General features: G+C 60.6%; 16 protein-coding genes. 10 read left to right on the top strand and 6 right to left on the bottom strand.

All coding sequences use genetic code 11. From position 1 onward, the window contains the following. The first annotated feature begins 2 nt into the window (after positions 1–2). Complete coding sequence (locus tag AC5SEM_RS18110; protein WP_016987455.1) at positions 3–545, top strand: DUF2058 domain-containing protein; 543 nt, start codon at positions 3–5, stop codon at positions 543–545. A 70-nt stretch (positions 546–615) separates the two neighbouring features. Here AC5SEM_RS18110 and AC5SEM_RS18105 read toward each other — a convergent pair whose 3' ends face one another. The 6 genes from AC5SEM_RS18105 to AC5SEM_RS18080 all read right to left on the bottom strand — a co-directional run bounded on the left by AC5SEM_RS18105 (position 616) and on the right by AC5SEM_RS18080 (position 8,175). After that, positions 616–804, bottom strand: coding sequence for a hypothetical protein (locus AC5SEM_RS18105; RefSeq protein WP_077574113.1), 189 nt, complete (start codon positions 802–804; stop codon positions 616–618). Between the two features lie 417 nt (positions 805–1,221). Then, positions 1,222–2,442: a beta-ketoacyl-ACP synthase I gene (gene fabB, locus AC5SEM_RS18100; RefSeq protein ID WP_034155815.1), complete on the bottom strand. Its 1,221-nt coding sequence runs from the start codon at positions 2,440–2,442 to the stop codon at positions 1,222–1,224. Positions 2,443–2,453: 11 nt separating this feature from the next. Further along, positions 2,454–2,969 carry a 3-hydroxyacyl-[acyl-carrier-protein] dehydratase FabA gene (gene fabA / locus AC5SEM_RS18095; RefSeq protein ID WP_003227150.1) on the bottom strand — a complete coding sequence of 172 codons (516 nt, stop codon included), beginning with the start codon at positions 2,967–2,969 and terminating at the stop codon, positions 2,454–2,456. 247 nt (positions 2,970–3,216) lie between these two features. Then, entirely contained in the window at positions 3,217–5,121 is a 1,905-nt protein-coding gene (locus tag AC5SEM_RS18090) for an ATP-binding protein (protein WP_495470961.1), read from the bottom strand. Beyond that, positions 5,118–6,050, bottom strand: a complete 933-nt coding sequence (locus tag AC5SEM_RS18085; RefSeq protein ID WP_495470960.1) for an ABC transporter substrate-binding protein — start codon at positions 6,048–6,050, stop codon at positions 5,118–5,120. Before AC5SEM_RS18085 ends, AC5SEM_RS18090 begins: the two co-directional genes overlap by 4 nt. A gap of 1 nt (position 6,051) precedes the next feature. After that, positions 6,052–8,175 carry a TonB-dependent receptor plug domain-containing protein gene (locus tag AC5SEM_RS18080; RefSeq protein WP_331691749.1) on the bottom strand — a complete coding sequence of 708 codons (2,124 nt, stop codon included), beginning with the start codon at positions 8,173–8,175 and terminating at the stop codon, positions 6,052–6,054. Positions 8,176–8,371: 196 nt separating this feature from the next. Between AC5SEM_RS18080 and AC5SEM_RS18075 the strand changes: the two genes are divergently transcribed. The 9 genes from AC5SEM_RS18075 (at position 8,372) to AC5SEM_RS18035 (ending at position 16,638) form a co-directional block, all read left to right on the top strand. Further along, positions 8,372–9,397, top strand: a complete 1,026-nt coding sequence (locus AC5SEM_RS18075) for an NAD(P)H-dependent glycerol-3-phosphate dehydrogenase (RefSeq protein WP_077574109.1) — start codon at positions 8,372–8,374, stop codon at positions 9,395–9,397. A 21-nt stretch (positions 9,398–9,418) separates the two neighbouring features. Further along, positions 9,419–9,766 carry a DUF4389 domain-containing protein gene (locus tag AC5SEM_RS18070; protein WP_008087808.1) on the top strand — a complete coding sequence of 116 codons (348 nt, stop codon included), beginning with the start codon at positions 9,419–9,421 and terminating at the stop codon, positions 9,764–9,766. Further along, on the top strand, positions 9,763–10,215 hold the full coding sequence (gene sixA / locus AC5SEM_RS18065; RefSeq protein WP_495470959.1) for a phosphohistidine phosphatase SixA: 453 nt from the start codon (positions 9,763–9,765) through the stop codon (positions 10,213–10,215). The genes AC5SEM_RS18070 and sixA overlap by 4 nt, the downstream gene beginning before the upstream one ends. Before the next feature lie 204 nt (positions 10,216–10,419). Next, complete coding sequence (locus AC5SEM_RS18060; protein ID WP_495470958.1) at positions 10,420–12,075, top strand: AMP-binding protein; 1,656 nt, start codon at positions 10,420–10,422, stop codon at positions 12,073–12,075. 31 nt (positions 12,076–12,106) lie between these two features. Further along, complete coding sequence (locus AC5SEM_RS18055) at positions 12,107–12,550, top strand: hotdog fold thioesterase (protein WP_077574107.1); 444 nt, start codon at positions 12,107–12,109, stop codon at positions 12,548–12,550. A gap of 387 nt (positions 12,551–12,937) precedes the next feature. Further along, positions 12,938–13,744, top strand: a complete 807-nt coding sequence (locus tag AC5SEM_RS18050) for an alpha/beta fold hydrolase (protein WP_495470957.1) — start codon at positions 12,938–12,940, stop codon at positions 13,742–13,744. After that, complete coding sequence (locus AC5SEM_RS18045; RefSeq protein WP_077574105.1) at positions 13,741–14,595, top strand: alpha/beta hydrolase; 855 nt, start codon at positions 13,741–13,743, stop codon at positions 14,593–14,595. The genes AC5SEM_RS18050 and AC5SEM_RS18045 overlap by 4 nt, the downstream gene beginning before the upstream one ends. Positions 14,596–14,710: 115 nt before the next feature. Further along, complete coding sequence (locus AC5SEM_RS18040; RefSeq protein WP_077574104.1) at positions 14,711–15,517, top strand: DUF4892 domain-containing protein; 807 nt, start codon at positions 14,711–14,713, stop codon at positions 15,515–15,517. 68 nt (positions 15,518–15,585) lie between these two features. Next, positions 15,586–16,638, top strand: a complete 1,053-nt coding sequence (locus AC5SEM_RS18035; RefSeq protein ID WP_123594406.1) for an AI-2E family transporter — start codon at positions 15,586–15,588, stop codon at positions 16,636–16,638. Positions 16,639–16,749: the final 111 nt, after the last annotated feature.

The following is a 16,749-nucleotide window of genomic DNA, read 5'->3' as shown; positions in this document are numbered from 1 at the left end:
CCATGAGTATTTCCCTTCGCGACCAGTTGCTCAAAGCAGGCCTGGTCAACCAAAAGCAGGCCAAACAGGTCAGCAAGGACAAGCAGAAGCAGCAGCGTCTGGCCCACAAAGGCCAGATCGAGCTGGATGACTCGCAGCAACGCGCCGCCCAGGAAGCCATGGCCGAGAAGGTCAAGCGCGACCAGGAGCTGAACCGCCAGCAGAAAGAGAAAGCCGAGGCCAAGGCGCGTGCGGCGCAGGTCAAGCAGTTGATCGAAGTCTCGCGTCTGCCGAAGCTGACCACCGAGGACTACTACAACTTCGTCGACGACAAGAAGGTCAAGCGTATCTCGGTCAACACGCTGATGCGCAACAAGCTCAGCAGCGGTTCGCTGGCGATCGTCCACCATGCCGGCGGCTACGAAGTGATCCCGCGTGAAGCGGCCCTGAAGATCCAGGAGCGCGACCCGCAGCGCATCGTCCAGCTCAACGTGCAGACTGAAGAGGTCAGCACCGAGGACGATCCGTACGCCGCGTATCAGATCCCTGATGATCTGATGTGGTAAATCGATAAAGCTGTAACAACGACAAACCCCGCTCATGGCGGGGTTTGTCGTTTTCAATGCTGTGCTTGAATCAGGAGGAGCGGGTTTCGCGTTGTTGCTCTTGCACTTCGAGTTCGGCCTTGTAGTTGTGGGCATCGATCTCGTTGTGGAACATGCCGACCAGCAAGTCTTGTTGATGCACATCCCAGATGCGGATACCGGCGGCTACGCCTTCGTGGGACATGTGTGAATCGTCGCGTTCAGTTACTTTTACAGTCATCTGCTAGCTCCAAATCTCAAGTTATCTGCAGCAAGGCGTGTGCAGGACTCTGTTATATGGTTTGTTAGCTTGCTAAGTAAACGCTCAATTTGTGCAATGTATTTTTGCGAAAACCGCAACATTGCTACAGCCCGCGGAATCCGCGACATTCGGTCGCAGGGCGCAAAGTTTCATGACAGAAGTTTCATCTCCAGAACACCGCAGCCCCCTGTCTTTGATCGTTCCCACGCTCCGCGTGGGAATGCCTCTGGGGACGCTCCGCGTCCAGTAACGCGGAGCGTCACGGGCTGCATTCCCACGCAGAGCGTGGGAACGATCAACAACACGGACCGGTAGTGTCCCGGCTATTTTCTGCAGACGAAAAAAAACGCCCCGAACCAGTCGGGGCGTTTTCATGTGTGGCTCAAGCGGGGGGAATTACTTGCCTTCCCAGCGCTTCAGTACCAGCGTGGCGTTGGTGCCGCCGAAGCCGAAGCTGTTGCTCATCACGGTATTGATGGTGGCGTTCTCGCGGGTCTTGGTCAGCACCGGCAGATCGGCCACTTCCGGGTCCAGCTCGTCGATGTTGGCGGAACCGGCAATGAAGTTGCCTTCCATCATCAGCATGCAGTAGATCGCTTCGTGAACGCCGGCGGCGCCCAGTGAGTGACCGGACAGGCTCTTGGTCGAGCTGATCGCCGGTGCCTTGTCGCCGAACACTTCACGCACACCCTTCATTTCCGCGACGTCGCCGACCGGAGTCGAGGTGCCGTGGGTGTTCAGGTAGTCGATCGGGGTATCAACGGTGGACATCGCCATCTGCATGCAGCGGATCGCGCCTTCGCCACTCGGGGCAACCATGTCGTAGCCGTCGGACGTTGCGCCGTAGCCAACGATTTCCGCGTAGATCTTGGCGCCACGGGCCAGAGCGTGTTCCAGCTCTTCAACCACGACCATGCCGCCACCGCCAGCGATGACGAAACCGTCACGGTCGGCGTCGTAGGCACGGGAAGCTTGTTCCGGGGTGTCGTTGCGCTTGCTGGACAGAGCGCCCATCGCGTCGAACAGGAACGACTGGCTCCAGTGCTCTTCTTCACCGCCACCGGCGAAAACGATGTCCTGCTTGCCCATCTGGATCTGTTCCATGGCGGTACCGATGCAGTGAGCACTGGTGGCGCAGGCAGAAGCGATGGAGTAGTTCAGGCCCTTGATCTTGAATGGCGTGGCCAGGCAAGCGGAAACGGTGCTGCTCATGGTCCGCGTTACGCGGTATGGGCCAACGCGCTTCACGCCTTTCTCGCGCAGAATGTCCAGCGCTTCCATCTGGTTCAGCGTGGAAGCACCGCCGGAGCCCGCCACCAGGCCGGTACGCGGGTTGGACACTTGCTCTTCGGTCAGGCCGGAGTCAGCAATGGCGTCTTTCATGGCCAGGTAGGCGTAAGCCGCTGCGTGGCCGACGAAGCGATAGATCTTGCGATCGATCAGTTCTTCAAGGTTGAGGTCAATGGAGCCGGAAACCTGGCTACGCAGACCCATTTCGGCATATTCCGGGTTGAACCGGATGCCAGGGCGGCTTGCACGCAGGTTAGCGGAGACGGTCTCTTTGTCATTGCCCAGGCACGAAACGATGCCCAGACCAGTGATAACGACGCGGCGCATGCGAATAACCCTTAGAAGTTGTCAGTGGAGGTGAACACGCCGACGCGAAGGCCTTCGGCGGTGTAGATTTCGCGACCGTCGACAGTCACCGAACCATCGGCAATGGCCAGGTTCAGCTTGCCCTTGAGGACGCGTTTGATATGAATGTTGTAGGTGACTTTCTTGGCGGTCGGCAGCACCTGACCGAAGAACTTCACTTCGCCCGAACCCAGCGCACGGCCACGGCCCGGCAGGCCTTGCCAGCCCAGGAAGAAACCGACCAGTTGCCACATGGCATCCAGACCGAGGCAGCCCGGCATTACCGGATCGCCTTCGAAGTGGCACGCGAAGAACCACAGGTCAGGGTTGATATCCAGTTCGGCGACCAATTCACCTTTGCCGTACTTGCCACCTTCTTCGCTGATCAGGGTGATGCGATCGACCATCAGCATGTTCGGGGCGGGCAGTTGCGCGTTACCTGGGCCGAACAGCTCACCGCGACTGCAGCGCAGCAGATCTTCCCGAGTAAAGGCGTTTTGTTTGGTCATGCGAGCTCCTCAATAATCCCATGCGGCAGGTGGGGCAAATCTTCCCGACCGTTCGAAGCGTTCATGCCTCGAACCGGCAGCCTACTCATAGACTATTGCGTTGTGGTGAAAGTCACAGCACCAAGGACATGAATGTACACTTGTGCACTGAAATTTTTATTCAAGCCCCTTTTGAGGCTCGTTCGGGTGCCTAAGACTGCCGCACTTTCGCTTTTCACGCCAGTCGCAGATGGTCGAAAGGCCCACACTACGACACCCAGCGCTGCAGAATCTGCTGCAGATCATTACGTTTGAACGGCTTCGCCAGATAATCGTTCATGCCCGCCGACAGACAGGTTTCACGGTCGCCCTGCAAGGCGTTGGCGGTCAGCGCGATGATCGGCACCTCACTGCGTCCAGGCAGCCGCCGGATCTGCCGGGTCGCTTCGTAGCCATCGATGATCGGCAAACGGCAATCCATCAGAATCACCTCAAAGTCGCTGCCCTCGGCACTGCGCACGGCTTGTGCACCATCAGTGGCAACACTGACAGTAAAGCCCAGACTGCGCAGCATCGCTTCGATAACTGTCTGGTTCACCGGATTGTCTTCGACCAGCAAGACATTGCGCCCTTCACCGTGCTCTTTGCCGTTAAGTGCACGCGGCGCGGCCAGTGGCGGCAGCGCCTGCTTATAGAGTGCCAGCGGAATTTCCAGGGTGAACACCGAACCGCGACCTTCCTCGCTCTGCGCGCGCAAGGTGCCGCCCATGCGTTCGGCCAGCGTACGGGCAATCGGCAGACCGAGACCGGTGCCGCCGTAACGCCGTGAAATCGAACTGTCGGCCTGCTGGAAGGCGTTGAACATCAACTCCAGACTTTCAGAAGAAATACCGATGCCGCTGTCGCGCACCGAACAGGTGAACCACAGCAGTTCGTGATCCAGCGACTGCCACTGCGCCTCGATGCTGACCCGACCTTGCTCGGTGAACTTAAGCGCATTGCCGACCAGATTGACCAGAATCTGCCGGATCCGCGTCGGATCGCCCTGCACCTGCAAACCGCGCATGTCGTCCGGGATCCGCAGATTCAGCGCCAGCCCTCGCTGTACCGCGCTGTGCTGGAACGACTGCGCGCAGGCGCCGATCAGTTCGGCGAGGTTGAAGGGGATGTGCTCCAGTTCCAGCTCCGAACGCTCGATGCGCGAGAAGTCGAGAATATCGTTGATGACTTTCAGCAGGTGTTCGGTGGACTCCGAGGCGAGGGCGGCGTATTCGACCTGCTCCTCGGTCATCTCGGTGGTTTCCAGCAATTGCAGCATGCCCAGCACACCGTTCATGGGCGTGCGCAGTTCATGGCTCATCATCGCCAGAAAGTCGGACTTGGCGTTGTTGGCCTTTTCCGCTTCTTCACGGGTCTGGATCAGTTGTGCCATGGCTTGATGCTGCTCACGGCTGGCCTGTTCCAGGGCTTGGGCGAGGTTGTTGATGTGCTGCGACAGCGCGCCCAGTTCGGTGTCATCGACGATCGGCAGCGGGGTTTTATAATCGCCGTCCTGAATGGCCTTGACCGCATCACCGATATTGCGGATCGGCTGCGACAGGCTACCGGCCAGGCGCCGCGCCAGGACAAAGGTAAACAGCAGGGCGAACAGCGCGAGAATCCCGGCCTTGAACAGGATTTCCTGCTGGCGCTGGCTGAAGGCATCATTGGACAGACCGACGATCACCCGGCCCAGATAGTCCTCGCTGGCTCCGCCATTGCTGACCTTGCCGTCCTGAAAGAAATCATTGTGCAGGGCGATGCGTTGCAAGCGTACCGGTGCCTGAAACACTTCGACCTGATGCGGTCGACCGTGCGCCGCGGCGGGTTGTTCGACGTACACCAGAATCCGGTTGGCGCTGTCCTGGACTTCGAGAAAACGTACGTTGGGCGTGGCCAGTGTGGCTTTGAGCAGGCTTTCCAGCACTTCGTTGTTGCCGGAAATCACCCCGTATTCGGTGGCGGGTGCCAGTTGGTTGGCGATCAGTTGGCCGGTGTGATTCAGCTCCTGGCGCAAATCCTGAATGCGCACGAAGGTGAAGAAGCTGATCAACAGCAGGGTCAGCAACAACGCCGGGCCGAGGCTGATCAACTGGGTGCGGGTATTGATGTCCCAACGGCGACGGAAACTCATGGGCGGTGTTCTCCTTCAGCCAGCGCGCTGGCGACAGACGCTTCATTCAGCGGCTCGATACCGAGTGAACGAGCGACCTGCGCATTACTTGAGACTTTAAAACGTGCGGGGTAGAGCGTCCGCGGCCAACTGGCCGAGGGTTGGTCGAGCAATTGATCGAGCATCGCCAGCCAGTCGTTCTGATCGCTGTACGTGCTGGCCAGGCTGCCGGCGCGGACGAAAGCAATGTTGGGACCGACCAGCGCGACTTGCCGTGAGTAGCTGCTGAGCAGCAGGTTCTTCGCGGTTTTCGGGTTGTACAGATCGGGATCGTCGAGCCCCAGCAGTACGTCGCTGTTTTTCAGCACGGTTTGCAAAGGGCGGCTGTCGTGGGTGTTGTCCCAGCGCTCGCTGACGATTTGCAGGTTCAGCGGCGCGGCGGCGAGATTCAGCTCCTTGAGGAGGAATTCGCTGTGCTCATCGAACAACACGCCGATCCGCCGGGCCTGGGGCAGAATGCGCCGGATCAACTGCAACTGGCGGCTCAGCGGCGGATCACTCCACAGCAAACTCAGGTGTGCCGGTTGCGTGCTGCCGAGACGCTGGCGAGCCTGCAAGCGACTGATGCGCAGCACCAGCGTCGCCGGGCCTTGGGTTTCTTGCAGACGCCAGTCGAGGCTCGGCAGATCGAGCAGAATCAGGCGCAGACTGGCGGGCAGTTTGCCCGGTGCCGGCAGACTGGCCAGTGGCTGGAAGCGCACGTTGTCGGTCGGGCGCAATTCGCTGAGCGCCTGGACGAACGCTTGCACGCCGGGGCTTTCCTCGGCGCCGGTCAACAGAATATCGGCGGCCTGCACCGCCACACCGTGCAGCCAAGCGGTCAGAAACAGACACACCCCGGCCAGCCAGTGGCCAAAGGTTGGCAGCTTCCGTGACGGCCCGTGGCGCATCCTAGAACTCCAGCTCGGCGCTGAAATACATCACCCGACGCTCGTCGTAATTATTGTCGACGAAGGTGGTCGGCTCATGGTCTAGACGCTGTTGCAGCACGCCAGCCAGTTGTAACTGCGCTTTGCCCAGCGCGATGCGTTTGGCGATGCGCGTGTCGACCCGCTCGAAGCGGTAACCGTTGAGTGCATTGTCGCCGTAATAGAAGAGGGCGCTGTTCCAGCCGTGGCCCCAGTCGCGCAGCCAACCGGCCGAACCGCTGTTACGCGAAGTGAACTGCTGATCCAGTGGGTTACTCGCCTCGGCATCGACAAAGGCGTAGGTGAAGCGCAAGCGGTCGGCCAGGCTCACGCGCCAGTCGAGCTGGGTTTCCGTGCCGCGAAAACGCGAGCTGTTGGCGTTGCTGGCGATGTACTGGTTGTTACGCAGCGGCTCGCTGATCATCCCGGTGATCTCGTCGTAGAACAGCTTCACATCCACAGCCAGACCCAACTCGGCGAAATAGCCGTTGTAGCCCAGTTCCCGTGAACGCATGTGCTCCTGATCGAGATCGCCCGGCCCCCGCGTCTTGACGAAGTAGCGCGCCGAAGACTGGCCGTAGGCGGAAGGGTGCAGGTTGCTGACCTGATAGCTCCAGTTGACGTTGTTCTCGAACATGTCCGGCGAGCGGATTGCTTCCGAGTACACCGCACGCAGGCCATGGCGCGGGTTGATCAGGTAATTGACGGCGAAGCGCGGGGTCAGCGAACTGCCGATCAGTTGCGTGTTTTCGAACATCGCACCGCCCTGCAACAGCCAGTGTTCCGTGGCGCGCCATTCCAGTTGGCCGAACGCGCGCCACGTGGTGTCGTCCAGCGTGCCATTGAAGTAGGTTTCGGAGTCGGCGCGGTCGTAACGATAGTTCATGCCGCTGACCAGACGCAGGCTGTCGGACAGGCTGAGGGTGTCCTGCAGTTCGAGGTCGTAGCGCGATTCGCGGGCACTCTGGTCGATGTCGCCGCACAGGGTTCGGCTGGCGCCGTTGCGCCATTGCTCGAGCACCTGATTGGCCAAGGCCATTTCCTGCGGTGTGCCGGGCGCCGCGCCGGGGCCGGTGAACCGGGTGATGTTGCGCGCCAGACGTTCGGTGTAATTCGGGTTGAGCTGCCACAGTTGCGTCAGCTCGGGGCTGAATGACACCTCGGCATCGCAGGCGCGCCAGGTTTGCTGGCGATCCCAGTGTTGCGCCGAGCCTTGTATATAAAGGCTGTGTTCCGGGTTGATGTCGAGGTTCCAGCGCACCGAACCGGCGTAATCCTTGGCCACCACGTCGGAATTATTCCCGGCGGCGGTAATCCCGGAGAACACCGGGCGGTAGGTGTACGGTCGCTGGTTGGTCCCATCCTTGGCGTTGACCTGCCAGTCGAGGCTCTGGTTATCGCTGAGGGTGTGGCTGACCGCAAGACTGAAACGGTTCAAGCGGCGGCTGTCACGGTAATCGGCACCACTGCGATCGCTGTCGAAGCCATCGTCTTCCTGGCCAGACAACGACAGGCGTAAATCACCGCCATTCCAACCGGTGCCCTGGCTGGCATAAAAGTCATTGATGCCGCGCTGGCCACGGGTGTACTTCAGGCGTGTGCCGTGGCTGTCCGCCGGGTGGCGGGTGATGATGTTGACAACTGCCATCAACGCGTTGGCACCGTAACTGACGGTGTTCGGGCCGCGAAATACTTCGATGCGCTCGATGTCTTCCATGGCCACCGGAATATCGCTCCAGTCCACCGTAGACAAACCGGCGCGGTACACCGAGCGGCCGTCGATCAGCACTTGCATGCGCCGCGCTTCGCTGGCGTTGGTGCCGTGGTAATTGACCGCTGCCTGATTGCCATTGATGTTGCCGACCATCATCCCCGGCACCAGCCGCAGCAGTTCGCTGATGTCGCGGGCACCGCTGGCGTTGATCAGTTCGCTGTCGAGTACGGTCATGCTCCCCGGCACCTCCGCCGGCGTCTGTTTCAGGCGCGTGGCCGTCAGCACCTGCGGCAGCGCTTCGCTGTCGACAAACAGATCGTCCGCCTGCAAAACCGGGCTGAACAGCAGCGCCAGCAACAGAGACGAACGCGGAGGAAGAGAACCGACGGACACGACACAGCCTTGAAAGCAAAGAATTGGCGCGCATGTTAACCGAGGGCAGCGACTTTTCCAGTCACGTTGCAGGCATTTTCCTAGGTTTTATCGGTCTTCTTCCTACAAGTGTCGGTAATTGTTGCGGGGGCTGGCCGCGACCGGGTCGCCCCGTATAATGCCGGCATCGCCACTGGTATGGATTAACGGATTGCATATGACTGAACAGCGCCCGATTGCGGTCCTGGGAGGCGGAAGTTTTGGTACCGCCGTGGCCAATCTACTGGCCGAGAACGGCCATCAAGTCCGGCAGTGGATGCGTGACCCCGAGCAGGCCGAGGCCATCCGGGTCAATCGCGAAAACCCGCGTTACCTCAAAGGCATCAAGATTCTGCCGGGGGTGACTGCTGTCACCGACCTGCAGGAAACCCTCGACGCCTGTGATTTGTGCTTCGTCGCACTGCCGTCCAGCGCATTGCGCACGGTACTCGCCGCCCATGCCGAGCGCCTGAGCGGCAAGATGCTGGTCAGCCTGACTAAAGGCATCGAAGCGCAGACCTTCAAACTGATGAGCCAGATTCTCGAAGAGATCGCCCCGAATGCGCGCATCGGCGTGTTGTCCGGGCCGAACCTGGCGCGGGAAATTGCCGAGCACGCGCTGACGGCCACCGTGGTCGCCAGCGAAGACGAAGAGCTGTGCAAAGCCGTGCAAGCCGCGCTGCACGGTCGTACGTTCCGCGTTTACGCCAGCGCCGACCGTTTTGGTGTCGAGCTGGGCGGTGCGTTGAAGAACGTCTACGCGATCATCGCCGGCATGGCGGTGGCGCTGGAAATGGGCGAGAACACCAAGAGCATGCTGATCACTCGCGCCCTCGCCGAGATGACCCGCTTTGCGGTGAATCAGGGCGCTAATCCCATGACCTTCCTCGGTCTGGCCGGTGTCGGCGATCTGATCGTGACTTGTTCGTCGCCGAAGAGTCGCAACTATCAGGTCGGTTTCGCGCTGGGTCAGGGCTTGAGCCTCGACGAAGCGGTGTCGCGCCTCGGTGAAGTCGCCGAAGGCGTCAACACCTTGAAGGTGCTCAAGGCCAAGTCGCAGGAAGTCGGCGTCTATATGCCGCTGGTCGCCGGGCTGCACGCGATCCTGTTCGAAGGACGCACGCTGGAGCAGGTGATCGGTCTACTGATGCGGGCCGAGCCGAAAACCGACGTCGATTTTATTTCCACCAGCGGTTTCAACTGAGTGAGCCGGGAGTAGCAAGCCATGAACGATCCGAAAACCGAAGCCAAGTACGAGTCCATCCTCCTGCGCGTGTTGTGGATGATCGTCTATGTGCTGGTCTGGCAAGTGGCGCAGTTCATCCTCGGCGCGGTGGTGCTGGTGCAATTGATCTATCGTTTGATCTATGGCGCCCCGAGCGCCAGCCTGATGAATTTCGGCGACAGCCTGAGCCAGTTTCTGGCGCAGATCGGCCGTTTCGGCAGTTTCCACAGCGACCAGAAACCCTGGCCGTTCGCCGACTGGCCAACGCCGCGTACCCCGGAAGGTGAAGCGCCGCACGCCGTTGCCCCGGCGCCACATCCGGTTCGAGATGAGGAACCCAAGCTATGAAACTCTGGGTATTGCGTCACGGCGAGGCTGTGCCTTACGGCTCGTGTCCCGACTCCGAACGGGAACTGACCGAGCACGGTCGCAAAGAAGCCTTGAGCAGCGCCGCCCGGTTGATCGGCCAGCCGCTGACGGCAATCTACGCCAGCCCCTATCTGCGTGCGCAGCAAACCGCGCAGATTGTTCGCGAAGCGTTGGGTTTCGAGCCGGAGATTCGCACGGTCGAGTGGCTGACGCCGGAGGTTGATCCGGACAAGGTCACCGATCAACTGGTGTCGGTGAGCAATGTGCTGCTGGTCAGCCACAACCCGTTGGTGGGCAATCTGCTGAGCTATCTGCAGCATGGCGCCGGGTATCCGCCGGAGAAGGTCAGCACCGCCGGGTTGGCTGAGCTGGAGAGCCCAGAGTTGCTGATTGGTTCGATGACCCTCAAGAGCCTCAAACATCCGTAACGCTGATCCCTTGTGGGAGCGAGCCTGCTCGCGAAAGCGGCGTGTCATTCACCCTTTATGTGTCTGACACACTGCATTCGCGAGCAGGCTCGCTCCCACATTGGTTTCTGCGTACACCCTGAAATTATTTGTGTGAATTTTCCAACCAAGCACTTGCTTGGTTGACTACGCTTGCTCCAGACCCGAAAAACAGGAGCGAGTCGCATGTCTGCCGCCTTCCGTTTGCCGCTGGACGTGTTCTACGAACGTGAAGCCCGGCACCCGCGCCAGCGCTTCCTCGTGCAGCCCATTGGCGGCGGCCAGGTCGAAACCCTGAGCTGGGCCGACGTCGGCCATCAGGCTCGCTGCGCCGCGCATTGGCTGCGCGCTCGCGAGTTGCCACAAGGCAGCCACATCGCCCTGATCTCGAAAAACTGCGCGCACTGGATCATCGCCGACCTGGCGATCTGGATGGCCGGGCACGTCTCCGTCCCGTTGTATCCCAACCTCACCGCCGACTCCGTCGCGCAAGTACTCAATCACTCGGAAAGCGTTCTGGCCTTCATTGGCAAACTCGACGACTGGCCGGGCATGGCCAAAGGCGTGCCGGCGGATCTGCCGACCATCAGCCTGCCACTGCACCCGCCCGGGGATTTCGATTTCAGCTGGGCGGACTTGCAGCGCAGCTCGCCGATTCAGGACGACCCGCGTCCAGCGGCCGAGCAACTGGCGACGATCATCTACACCTCCGGCACCACTGGCCTGCCCAAAGGGGTGATGCACAGTTTTGCCAATCTCGGTTTCGCTACCACGCGCGGCACCCAACTGTTCGGGCTTAACGAGAGCGACCGGCTGCTGTCGTACTTGCCGCTTTGCCACGTCGCCGAGCGCATGTTCGTGGAACTGGCGTCGATTTATACCGGACAGACGGTGTTCTTCGCCGAGAGTCTTGAGACGTTTATCACTGACTTGCAGCGAGCGCGGCCGACCGCGATGTTCGGCGTGCCGCGCATCTGGACCAAATTTCAGATGGGCGTGTATAGCAAGATCCCGGCGCAGCGTCTGGATTTTCTCCTCGGTCTGCCGTTCATTGGCAAGCGGGTCGGACACAAAGTGCTCGCCGGACTCGGGCTGGATGCCTTGCGTGTGGCGTTGTCCGGTGCTGCGCCAGTACCGCAGACCTTGCTCGCCTGGTACCGGAAACTTGGCCTCGATGTGCTGGAGGTCTATGGCATGACCGAGGGCTGCGGTTACTCGCACATTTGCCTGCCCGGGCAATACAAACAGGGCTGGATCGGCAAACCGTGCCCGGATGTCGAAGTGCGTATCGATGCGTCGGGCGAGGTGCAGGTACGCAGTCAGGCGAACATGCTCGGCTATTTCAAGGAGCCGCAGAAGACCGCCGAGACCCTGACTGAGGACGGCTTTCTGCGCACCGGAGACAAGGGCGAGCAGGATGCTGAAGGGCGCCTGCGCCTGACTGGCCGACTCAAGGAAATCTTCAAGACCAGCAAGGGCAAATACGTTGCTCCGGCACCGATCGAAAATCGCCTGGCGGTGCATTCACGCATCGAGCAGGTGTGCGTGGTGGGTGACGGGTTAAGTGCGCCGTTGGGTTTGTGTGTGCTGTCGAGCGTCAATCAGGAGGAGGGCCGGGCGAGTCTGCATTCGAGTCTGGAAAAACTCCTGGAGGAGGTCAACGCCGTGCTCGACAAGCACGAACGCCTGCGCCGGTTGGTGGTGGTCAAGGACAGTTGGGCGGTGGAAAACGGCTTCCTCACGCCGACCTTGAAGATCAAGCGCAACGTCATCGAAGACACCTATGGCGCGCGTTTCGAAGAATGGAGCGAGCGCAGCGAGGCGGTGCTGTGGCAGGATTGAGCGACCCCTAAAACAACAAAGGAAGTCTGCGATGAGCCTGTGGCGTACCACTCCGAACATCGAGCAGTTGAACGCGATCCAGAAGAACACCATCGGCGAAGTGCTGGACATCCGCTTCGAAGCGTTCGACGAAGAATCGCTGACCGCGAGCATGGTCATCGATCATCGCACCCATCAGCCCTACGGTTTGCTGCACGGCGGCGCGTCGGTGGTGCTGGCGGAGTCCGTCGGTTCGATGGCCAGTTATCTGTGCATCGATGCCAGCAAGTTCTACTGCGTGGGGCTTGAGATCAACGCCAACCACTTGCGCGGCTTGCGCAGTGGCCGGGTGACGGCGGTGGCCAAGCCGATTCACATTGGCCGCACCACCCATGTGTGGGATATCCGTCTGACCAGCGATGAAGGCAAGGCCAGTTGTGTGTCGCGCCTGACCATGGCGGTGGTGCCGTTGGGTGAGCAGCCACCCTCACCCTAACCCTCTCCCAGAGGGAGAGGGGACTGACCGAGTGGTTTATTCGAAGTACATCGACCTGAGATACCGAGTCGAATGCAGATTCGGAAAAGCATGGAGATCGGCTCCCTTTCCCCTCGCCCCCTGGGGGAGAGGGGACTGACCGAGTGGTTTATTCGAAGTACATCGACCTGAGATACCGAGTCGAATCCAGATTCGGAAAAGCATGGAGATCGGCTCCCTTTCCCCCTCGCCCCCTTGGGGGAGAGGGCTGGGGTGAGGGGGTAGCGATCCGACTGACTCACCATAGCCCTGAGCGGACTGTCATCATTCCTGGCAGTTACGGTCATTGCTGCCGGACTCGGTCTTGCGGACAATCAACGCACGTTTCCCGCTCATGGATTTGCCCGTATGTCGCAACCGATCTTTTTCGCCCACGCCAACGGGTTTCCCTCGGGCACCTATGGCAAGTTGTTCGCGGCGCTGGCGCCCGAGTACCGGGTTGCGCATCTGGAGCAGCATGCCCATGACCCGCGTTTTCCGGTGGACGACAACTGGTACAACCTGGTTGATGAGCTGATCCACCATTTGCAGCAGCAGGATCAACCGGTGTGGGGTGTCGGCCATTCTTTCGGCGGCGTGCTGCACCTGCATGCAGCTTTGCGTTGCCCGGAGCTGTATCGCGGCGTGGTGATGCTTGATTCGCCCGTGCTGACCCGCACCGATCAGTGGGTGATCCGTGCCGCCAAGCGTTTTGGCTTCATCGACAAGCTGACCCCGGCCGGCCGCACCCTCGGCCGGCGTGAAGAATTCGCCGATCTCGCCAGTGCGCGCAGCTACTTTGCCGGTAAAACACTGTTTCGCGGTTTCGATCCGGAATGCTTCGATGCCTACCTGCAACACGGTTTGCACCAGGTCGGCGACAAGCTGCGTCTGCGCTTCGATCCGGCGACCGAAATCAGCATCTATCGCGGCGTGCCCCACACCAGCCCCGGTCGCACCCGACAATTGCAGGTGCCGCTGGCGGTGGTGCGCGGGCACACGAGTCGCGTGGTCATGCGTCATCACACCCGTTTCGTTTCGCGTCTGGCCCAGGGTGAGGCATTGAGCATGCCCGGCGGGCACATGTTCCCGCTTGAGCGCCCGCAGGACACCGCACGGTTGTTGAAGAATCTGTTTACCCGTTGGCAAAACCGTCAGGACAAGGATTGCGCATGAGTCCGACTTTCGAAGAAGTGCGCCTGAGCCTGCCGCATATCGAACTGGCCGCGCATTTGTTCGGGCCCGAGGACGGTGTGCCGGTGATCGCGCTGCATGGCTGGCTCGACAACGCTAACAGCTTTGCCCGTTTGGCGCCGAAGCTCAAAGGCTTGCGCATCATCGCTTTGGACATGGCCGGGCACGGGCATTCCGGGCATCGGCCGAACGGTGCCGGGTATGCCCTGTGGGACTACGCCCATGACGTGCTGCAAGTCGCCGAGCAACTGGGCTGGAAGCGGTTCGGCCTGCTCGGGCATTCGATGGGCGCCATTGTCTCGATGGTGTTGGCGGGTTCGTTACCGGAACGCATCAGCCATCTGGCGCTGATTGACGGCGTGATTCCTCCTACAGATAAAGGCGAAAACGCCGCCGAACGTATGGGCATGGCACTGCAAGCGCAACTGGATCTGCGCGAGAAACGCAAACCGGTCTACAACACCCTCGACCGCGCCATCGAAGCGCGGATGAAAGGTCTGGTGGCGGTCAGTCGTGAGGCGGCTGAACTGTTGGCTCAGCGCGGTCTGATGCCAGTGCCCGGCGGCTACACCTGGCGCACCGACAATCGCTTGACCCTGCCGTCGCCGCTGCGCCTGACCGAGGAACAGGCAATGGCTTTCGCGCTGCGGGTCAGTTGTCCTACGCATCTGGTGGTCGCGGCTGACGGTATGCTGGCCAAACATCCCGAGTTGCTGGAGCGTCTACCCTTTAGTCGGGAACAGTTGGCGGGCGGGCACCATTTGCACCTGAACGATGAAGCCGGGGCCGACCTTGTCGCAGACTGTTTCAATCGCTTCTTCGCCATTCCTTGACTTGCTGCGGGCAACTGTCGAGGCTGGTCGGGTTGAAATGGGAGACAACCACGATGGATTTCTACACCGCTGCGACCTCGAATTACCCAGTCATGCCGATCCGATGAGCCTGACTATGCGGTCACTCAGTCTGTTGGCACTGTGCTGTTTCAGTACCGTTTCGTTCGCCGCCGATGTGCCGGGCAGTCAGGATCTGCAGATCGTGCCGCGTCTGGCCGATGCACAGATCGTCGACTATCGCCCTCCGGTTGAACTGGAGCGGATCTATCCGCTGGGTTCGATCCGCAAGATCAGCGGGCAACTGCGTTTCGACGGCCAGGTCACCGCCCGTGGCCAGACCACTTCGGTGACCTATGAGTTGCCACCCGAACACTCCGCCAACGAAGCCTTTACCGCTGCTCGCGAAGCCCTGCAAAAACAGGACGCCGAATTGCTGTTCTGGTGCCAGGCACGGGATTGCGGCGAAAGCAGCCTGTGGGCCAACGAAGTGTTCGGTAACGCCAAACTGTATGGCGCCGACGAGCAACAGGCCTACCTGCTATTGAGGTTGGCCGCACCGCGGGACAACACGCTGGTGGCGCTTTACAGCATCACCCGCGGCAATCGCAAAGCCTATCTGCATGTCGAACAGTTCGAGGCGGTAGCACCGTTGGGTGAGCTGTTGCCGACCTCGGCGACCCTGTTGCGTCAACTGAAAAGCACCGGTGAGCTGGATTTTCCTGATCGCGTGGATGAGCCGGATGACACCTGGCTACGCCTGATTTCCCGTGGCCTTAATCTCGACACGACGTTGCGCGTTACGGTATCCGGGCCCAAGGCCGAGGCCTGGCGCCAGGCGCTGATCAATCAGGGCGTGCGGGCGGCACGCATGGAAACCGGCAGTGTCGAAGGCTCTGGCCTGCGCATCGATCTGTTGCGTTAAGCTGTTTCGGCGAGCACGCGCGGCGTGTTCGCCTACTCTTTGCCTGACTGACTTTTTCGAGACCTCACATGCTCAATAATGATCGCCTGCTGGTGCAGATCCTGCTGCTGGTGTTGTTTGGTGCCAGCCTGTGGGTGATGGCGCCGTTCTGGTCGGCGCTGTTCTGGGGCGCGGTGCTGGCGTTTGCCAGCTGGCCGCTGATGCGCCTGTTGACCCGCTGGCTCAATGGTCGTGAATCGCTGGCTGCAGGGATTCTGACGCTGGGCTGGATGTTGCTCGTGGCCGCGCCGCTGGTATGGCTGGGGTTCAACGTGGGGGATCATGTGCGTGATGCCACGGCGTTCATCAAGGATGTGCAGGTCGATGGTCTGCCGGAAGCGCCGGTGTGGCTGGTGACTGTGCCGTTCGTGGGCGAGCGACTGGTCGGGCTGTGGAACAGCATCGATCAGCAGGGCGCCGCACTGATGGTGTCGATCAAACCTTATCTGGGGCAGGTCGGTAACTGGCTGCTGGCGCGCAGTGCGCAGATCGGCGGCGGGATTCTCGAGCTGACGTTGAGCATTGTCTTTGTGTTCTTTTTCTACCGTGACGGGCCTCGGCTGGCGGCGTTTGTGCACAGTCTGCTGGAGCGCTTGATCGGGGATCGTGCCGGGTATTACATCGAGTTGGTGGCGGGTACGGTGCAGCGGGTGGTCAACGGGGTGATCGGCACGGCGGCGGCGCAGGCGGTTCTGGCGTTGATCGGGTTCTTGATTGCCGGGGTGCCGGGGGCGTTGGTGCTGGGGATTGTCACCTTCCTGTTGAGTCTGATTCCGATGGGGCCGCCCTTGGTGTGGGTGCCGGCGACGGCCTGGCTGGCGTGGAAGGGTGAGTATGGGATGGCGGTGTTTCTCGGGATCTGGGGGACGTTCATCATCAGTGGCGTGGACAACGTGCTCAAGCCGTATCTGATCAGTCGCGGCGGGAATTTGCCGTTGGTGATTGTGTTGCTTGGGGTGTTTGGCGGGTTGATTGCGTTTGGGTTTATCGGGTTGTTTATCGGGCCTACGTTGTTGGCGGTGGCTTATAGTTTGTTGACGGATTGGAGTAAGAGCCAGGGGCGGGTTGAGGAGCGGCGCTAGCGGGTTTGGGATCGGGTTTGGGGTTGGGTGAATATCCGTTGCTGCGGTAACGGCGGCTTAGGGTTCCGCCCTTACGGCGGGTCACTTTTGGCAAACGCCCGGAATGCCGGC

This window comes from Pseudomonas sp. CH61, from assembly GCF_059429415.1.
Note: the sequence above shows the minus strand (reverse complement) of the source record. Positions and strands in the feature narration are given on the sequence as shown.

What these genes read in the sequence shown, in the direction of transcription:
- AC5SEM_RS18075 (WP_077574109.1), top strand. Translation starts at nt 8,372, where the DNA reads ATGACTGAACAGCGCCCGATTGCGGTCCTGGGAGGCGGAAGTTTTGGT.
- AC5SEM_RS18035 (WP_123594406.1), top strand. Translation starts at nt 15,586, where the DNA reads ATGCTCAATAATGATCGCCTGCTGGTGCAGATCCTGCTGCTGGTGTTG.
- fabB (WP_034155815.1), bottom strand. Translation starts at nt 2,442, where the DNA reads ATGCGCCGCGTCGTTATCACTGGTCTGGGCATCGTTTCGTGCCTGGGC.
- fabA (WP_003227150.1), bottom strand. Translation starts at nt 2,969, where the DNA reads ATGACCAAACAAAACGCCTTTACTCGGGAAGATCTGCTGCGCTGCAGT.
- AC5SEM_RS18055 (WP_077574107.1), top strand. Translation starts at nt 12,107, where the DNA reads ATGAGCCTGTGGCGTACCACTCCGAACATCGAGCAGTTGAACGCGATC.
- AC5SEM_RS18105 (WP_077574113.1), bottom strand. Translation starts at nt 804, where the DNA reads ATGACTGTAAAAGTAACTGAACGCGACGATTCACACATGTCCCACGAA.
- AC5SEM_RS18060 (WP_495470958.1), top strand. Translation starts at nt 10,420, where the DNA reads ATGTCTGCCGCCTTCCGTTTGCCGCTGGACGTGTTCTACGAACGTGAA.
- AC5SEM_RS18090 (WP_495470961.1), bottom strand. Translation starts at nt 5,121, where the DNA reads ATGAGTTTCCGTCGCCGTTGGGACATCAATACCCGCACCCAGTTGATC.
- AC5SEM_RS18045 (WP_077574105.1), top strand. Translation starts at nt 13,741, where the DNA reads ATGAGTCCGACTTTCGAAGAAGTGCGCCTGAGCCTGCCGCATATCGAA.
- AC5SEM_RS18085 (WP_495470960.1), bottom strand. Translation starts at nt 6,050, where the DNA reads ATGCGCCACGGGCCGTCACGGAAGCTGCCAACCTTTGGCCACTGGCTG.
- AC5SEM_RS18050 (WP_495470957.1), top strand. Translation starts at nt 12,938, where the DNA reads ATGTCGCAACCGATCTTTTTCGCCCACGCCAACGGGTTTCCCTCGGGC.
- sixA (WP_495470959.1), top strand. Translation starts at nt 9,763, where the DNA reads ATGAAACTCTGGGTATTGCGTCACGGCGAGGCTGTGCCTTACGGCTCG.
- AC5SEM_RS18070 (WP_008087808.1), top strand. Translation starts at nt 9,419, where the DNA reads ATGAACGATCCGAAAACCGAAGCCAAGTACGAGTCCATCCTCCTGCGC.
- AC5SEM_RS18040 (WP_077574104.1), top strand. Translation starts at nt 14,711, where the DNA reads ATGCGGTCACTCAGTCTGTTGGCACTGTGCTGTTTCAGTACCGTTTCG.
- AC5SEM_RS18110 (WP_016987455.1), top strand. Translation starts at nt 3, where the DNA reads ATGAGTATTTCCCTTCGCGACCAGTTGCTCAAAGCAGGCCTGGTCAAC.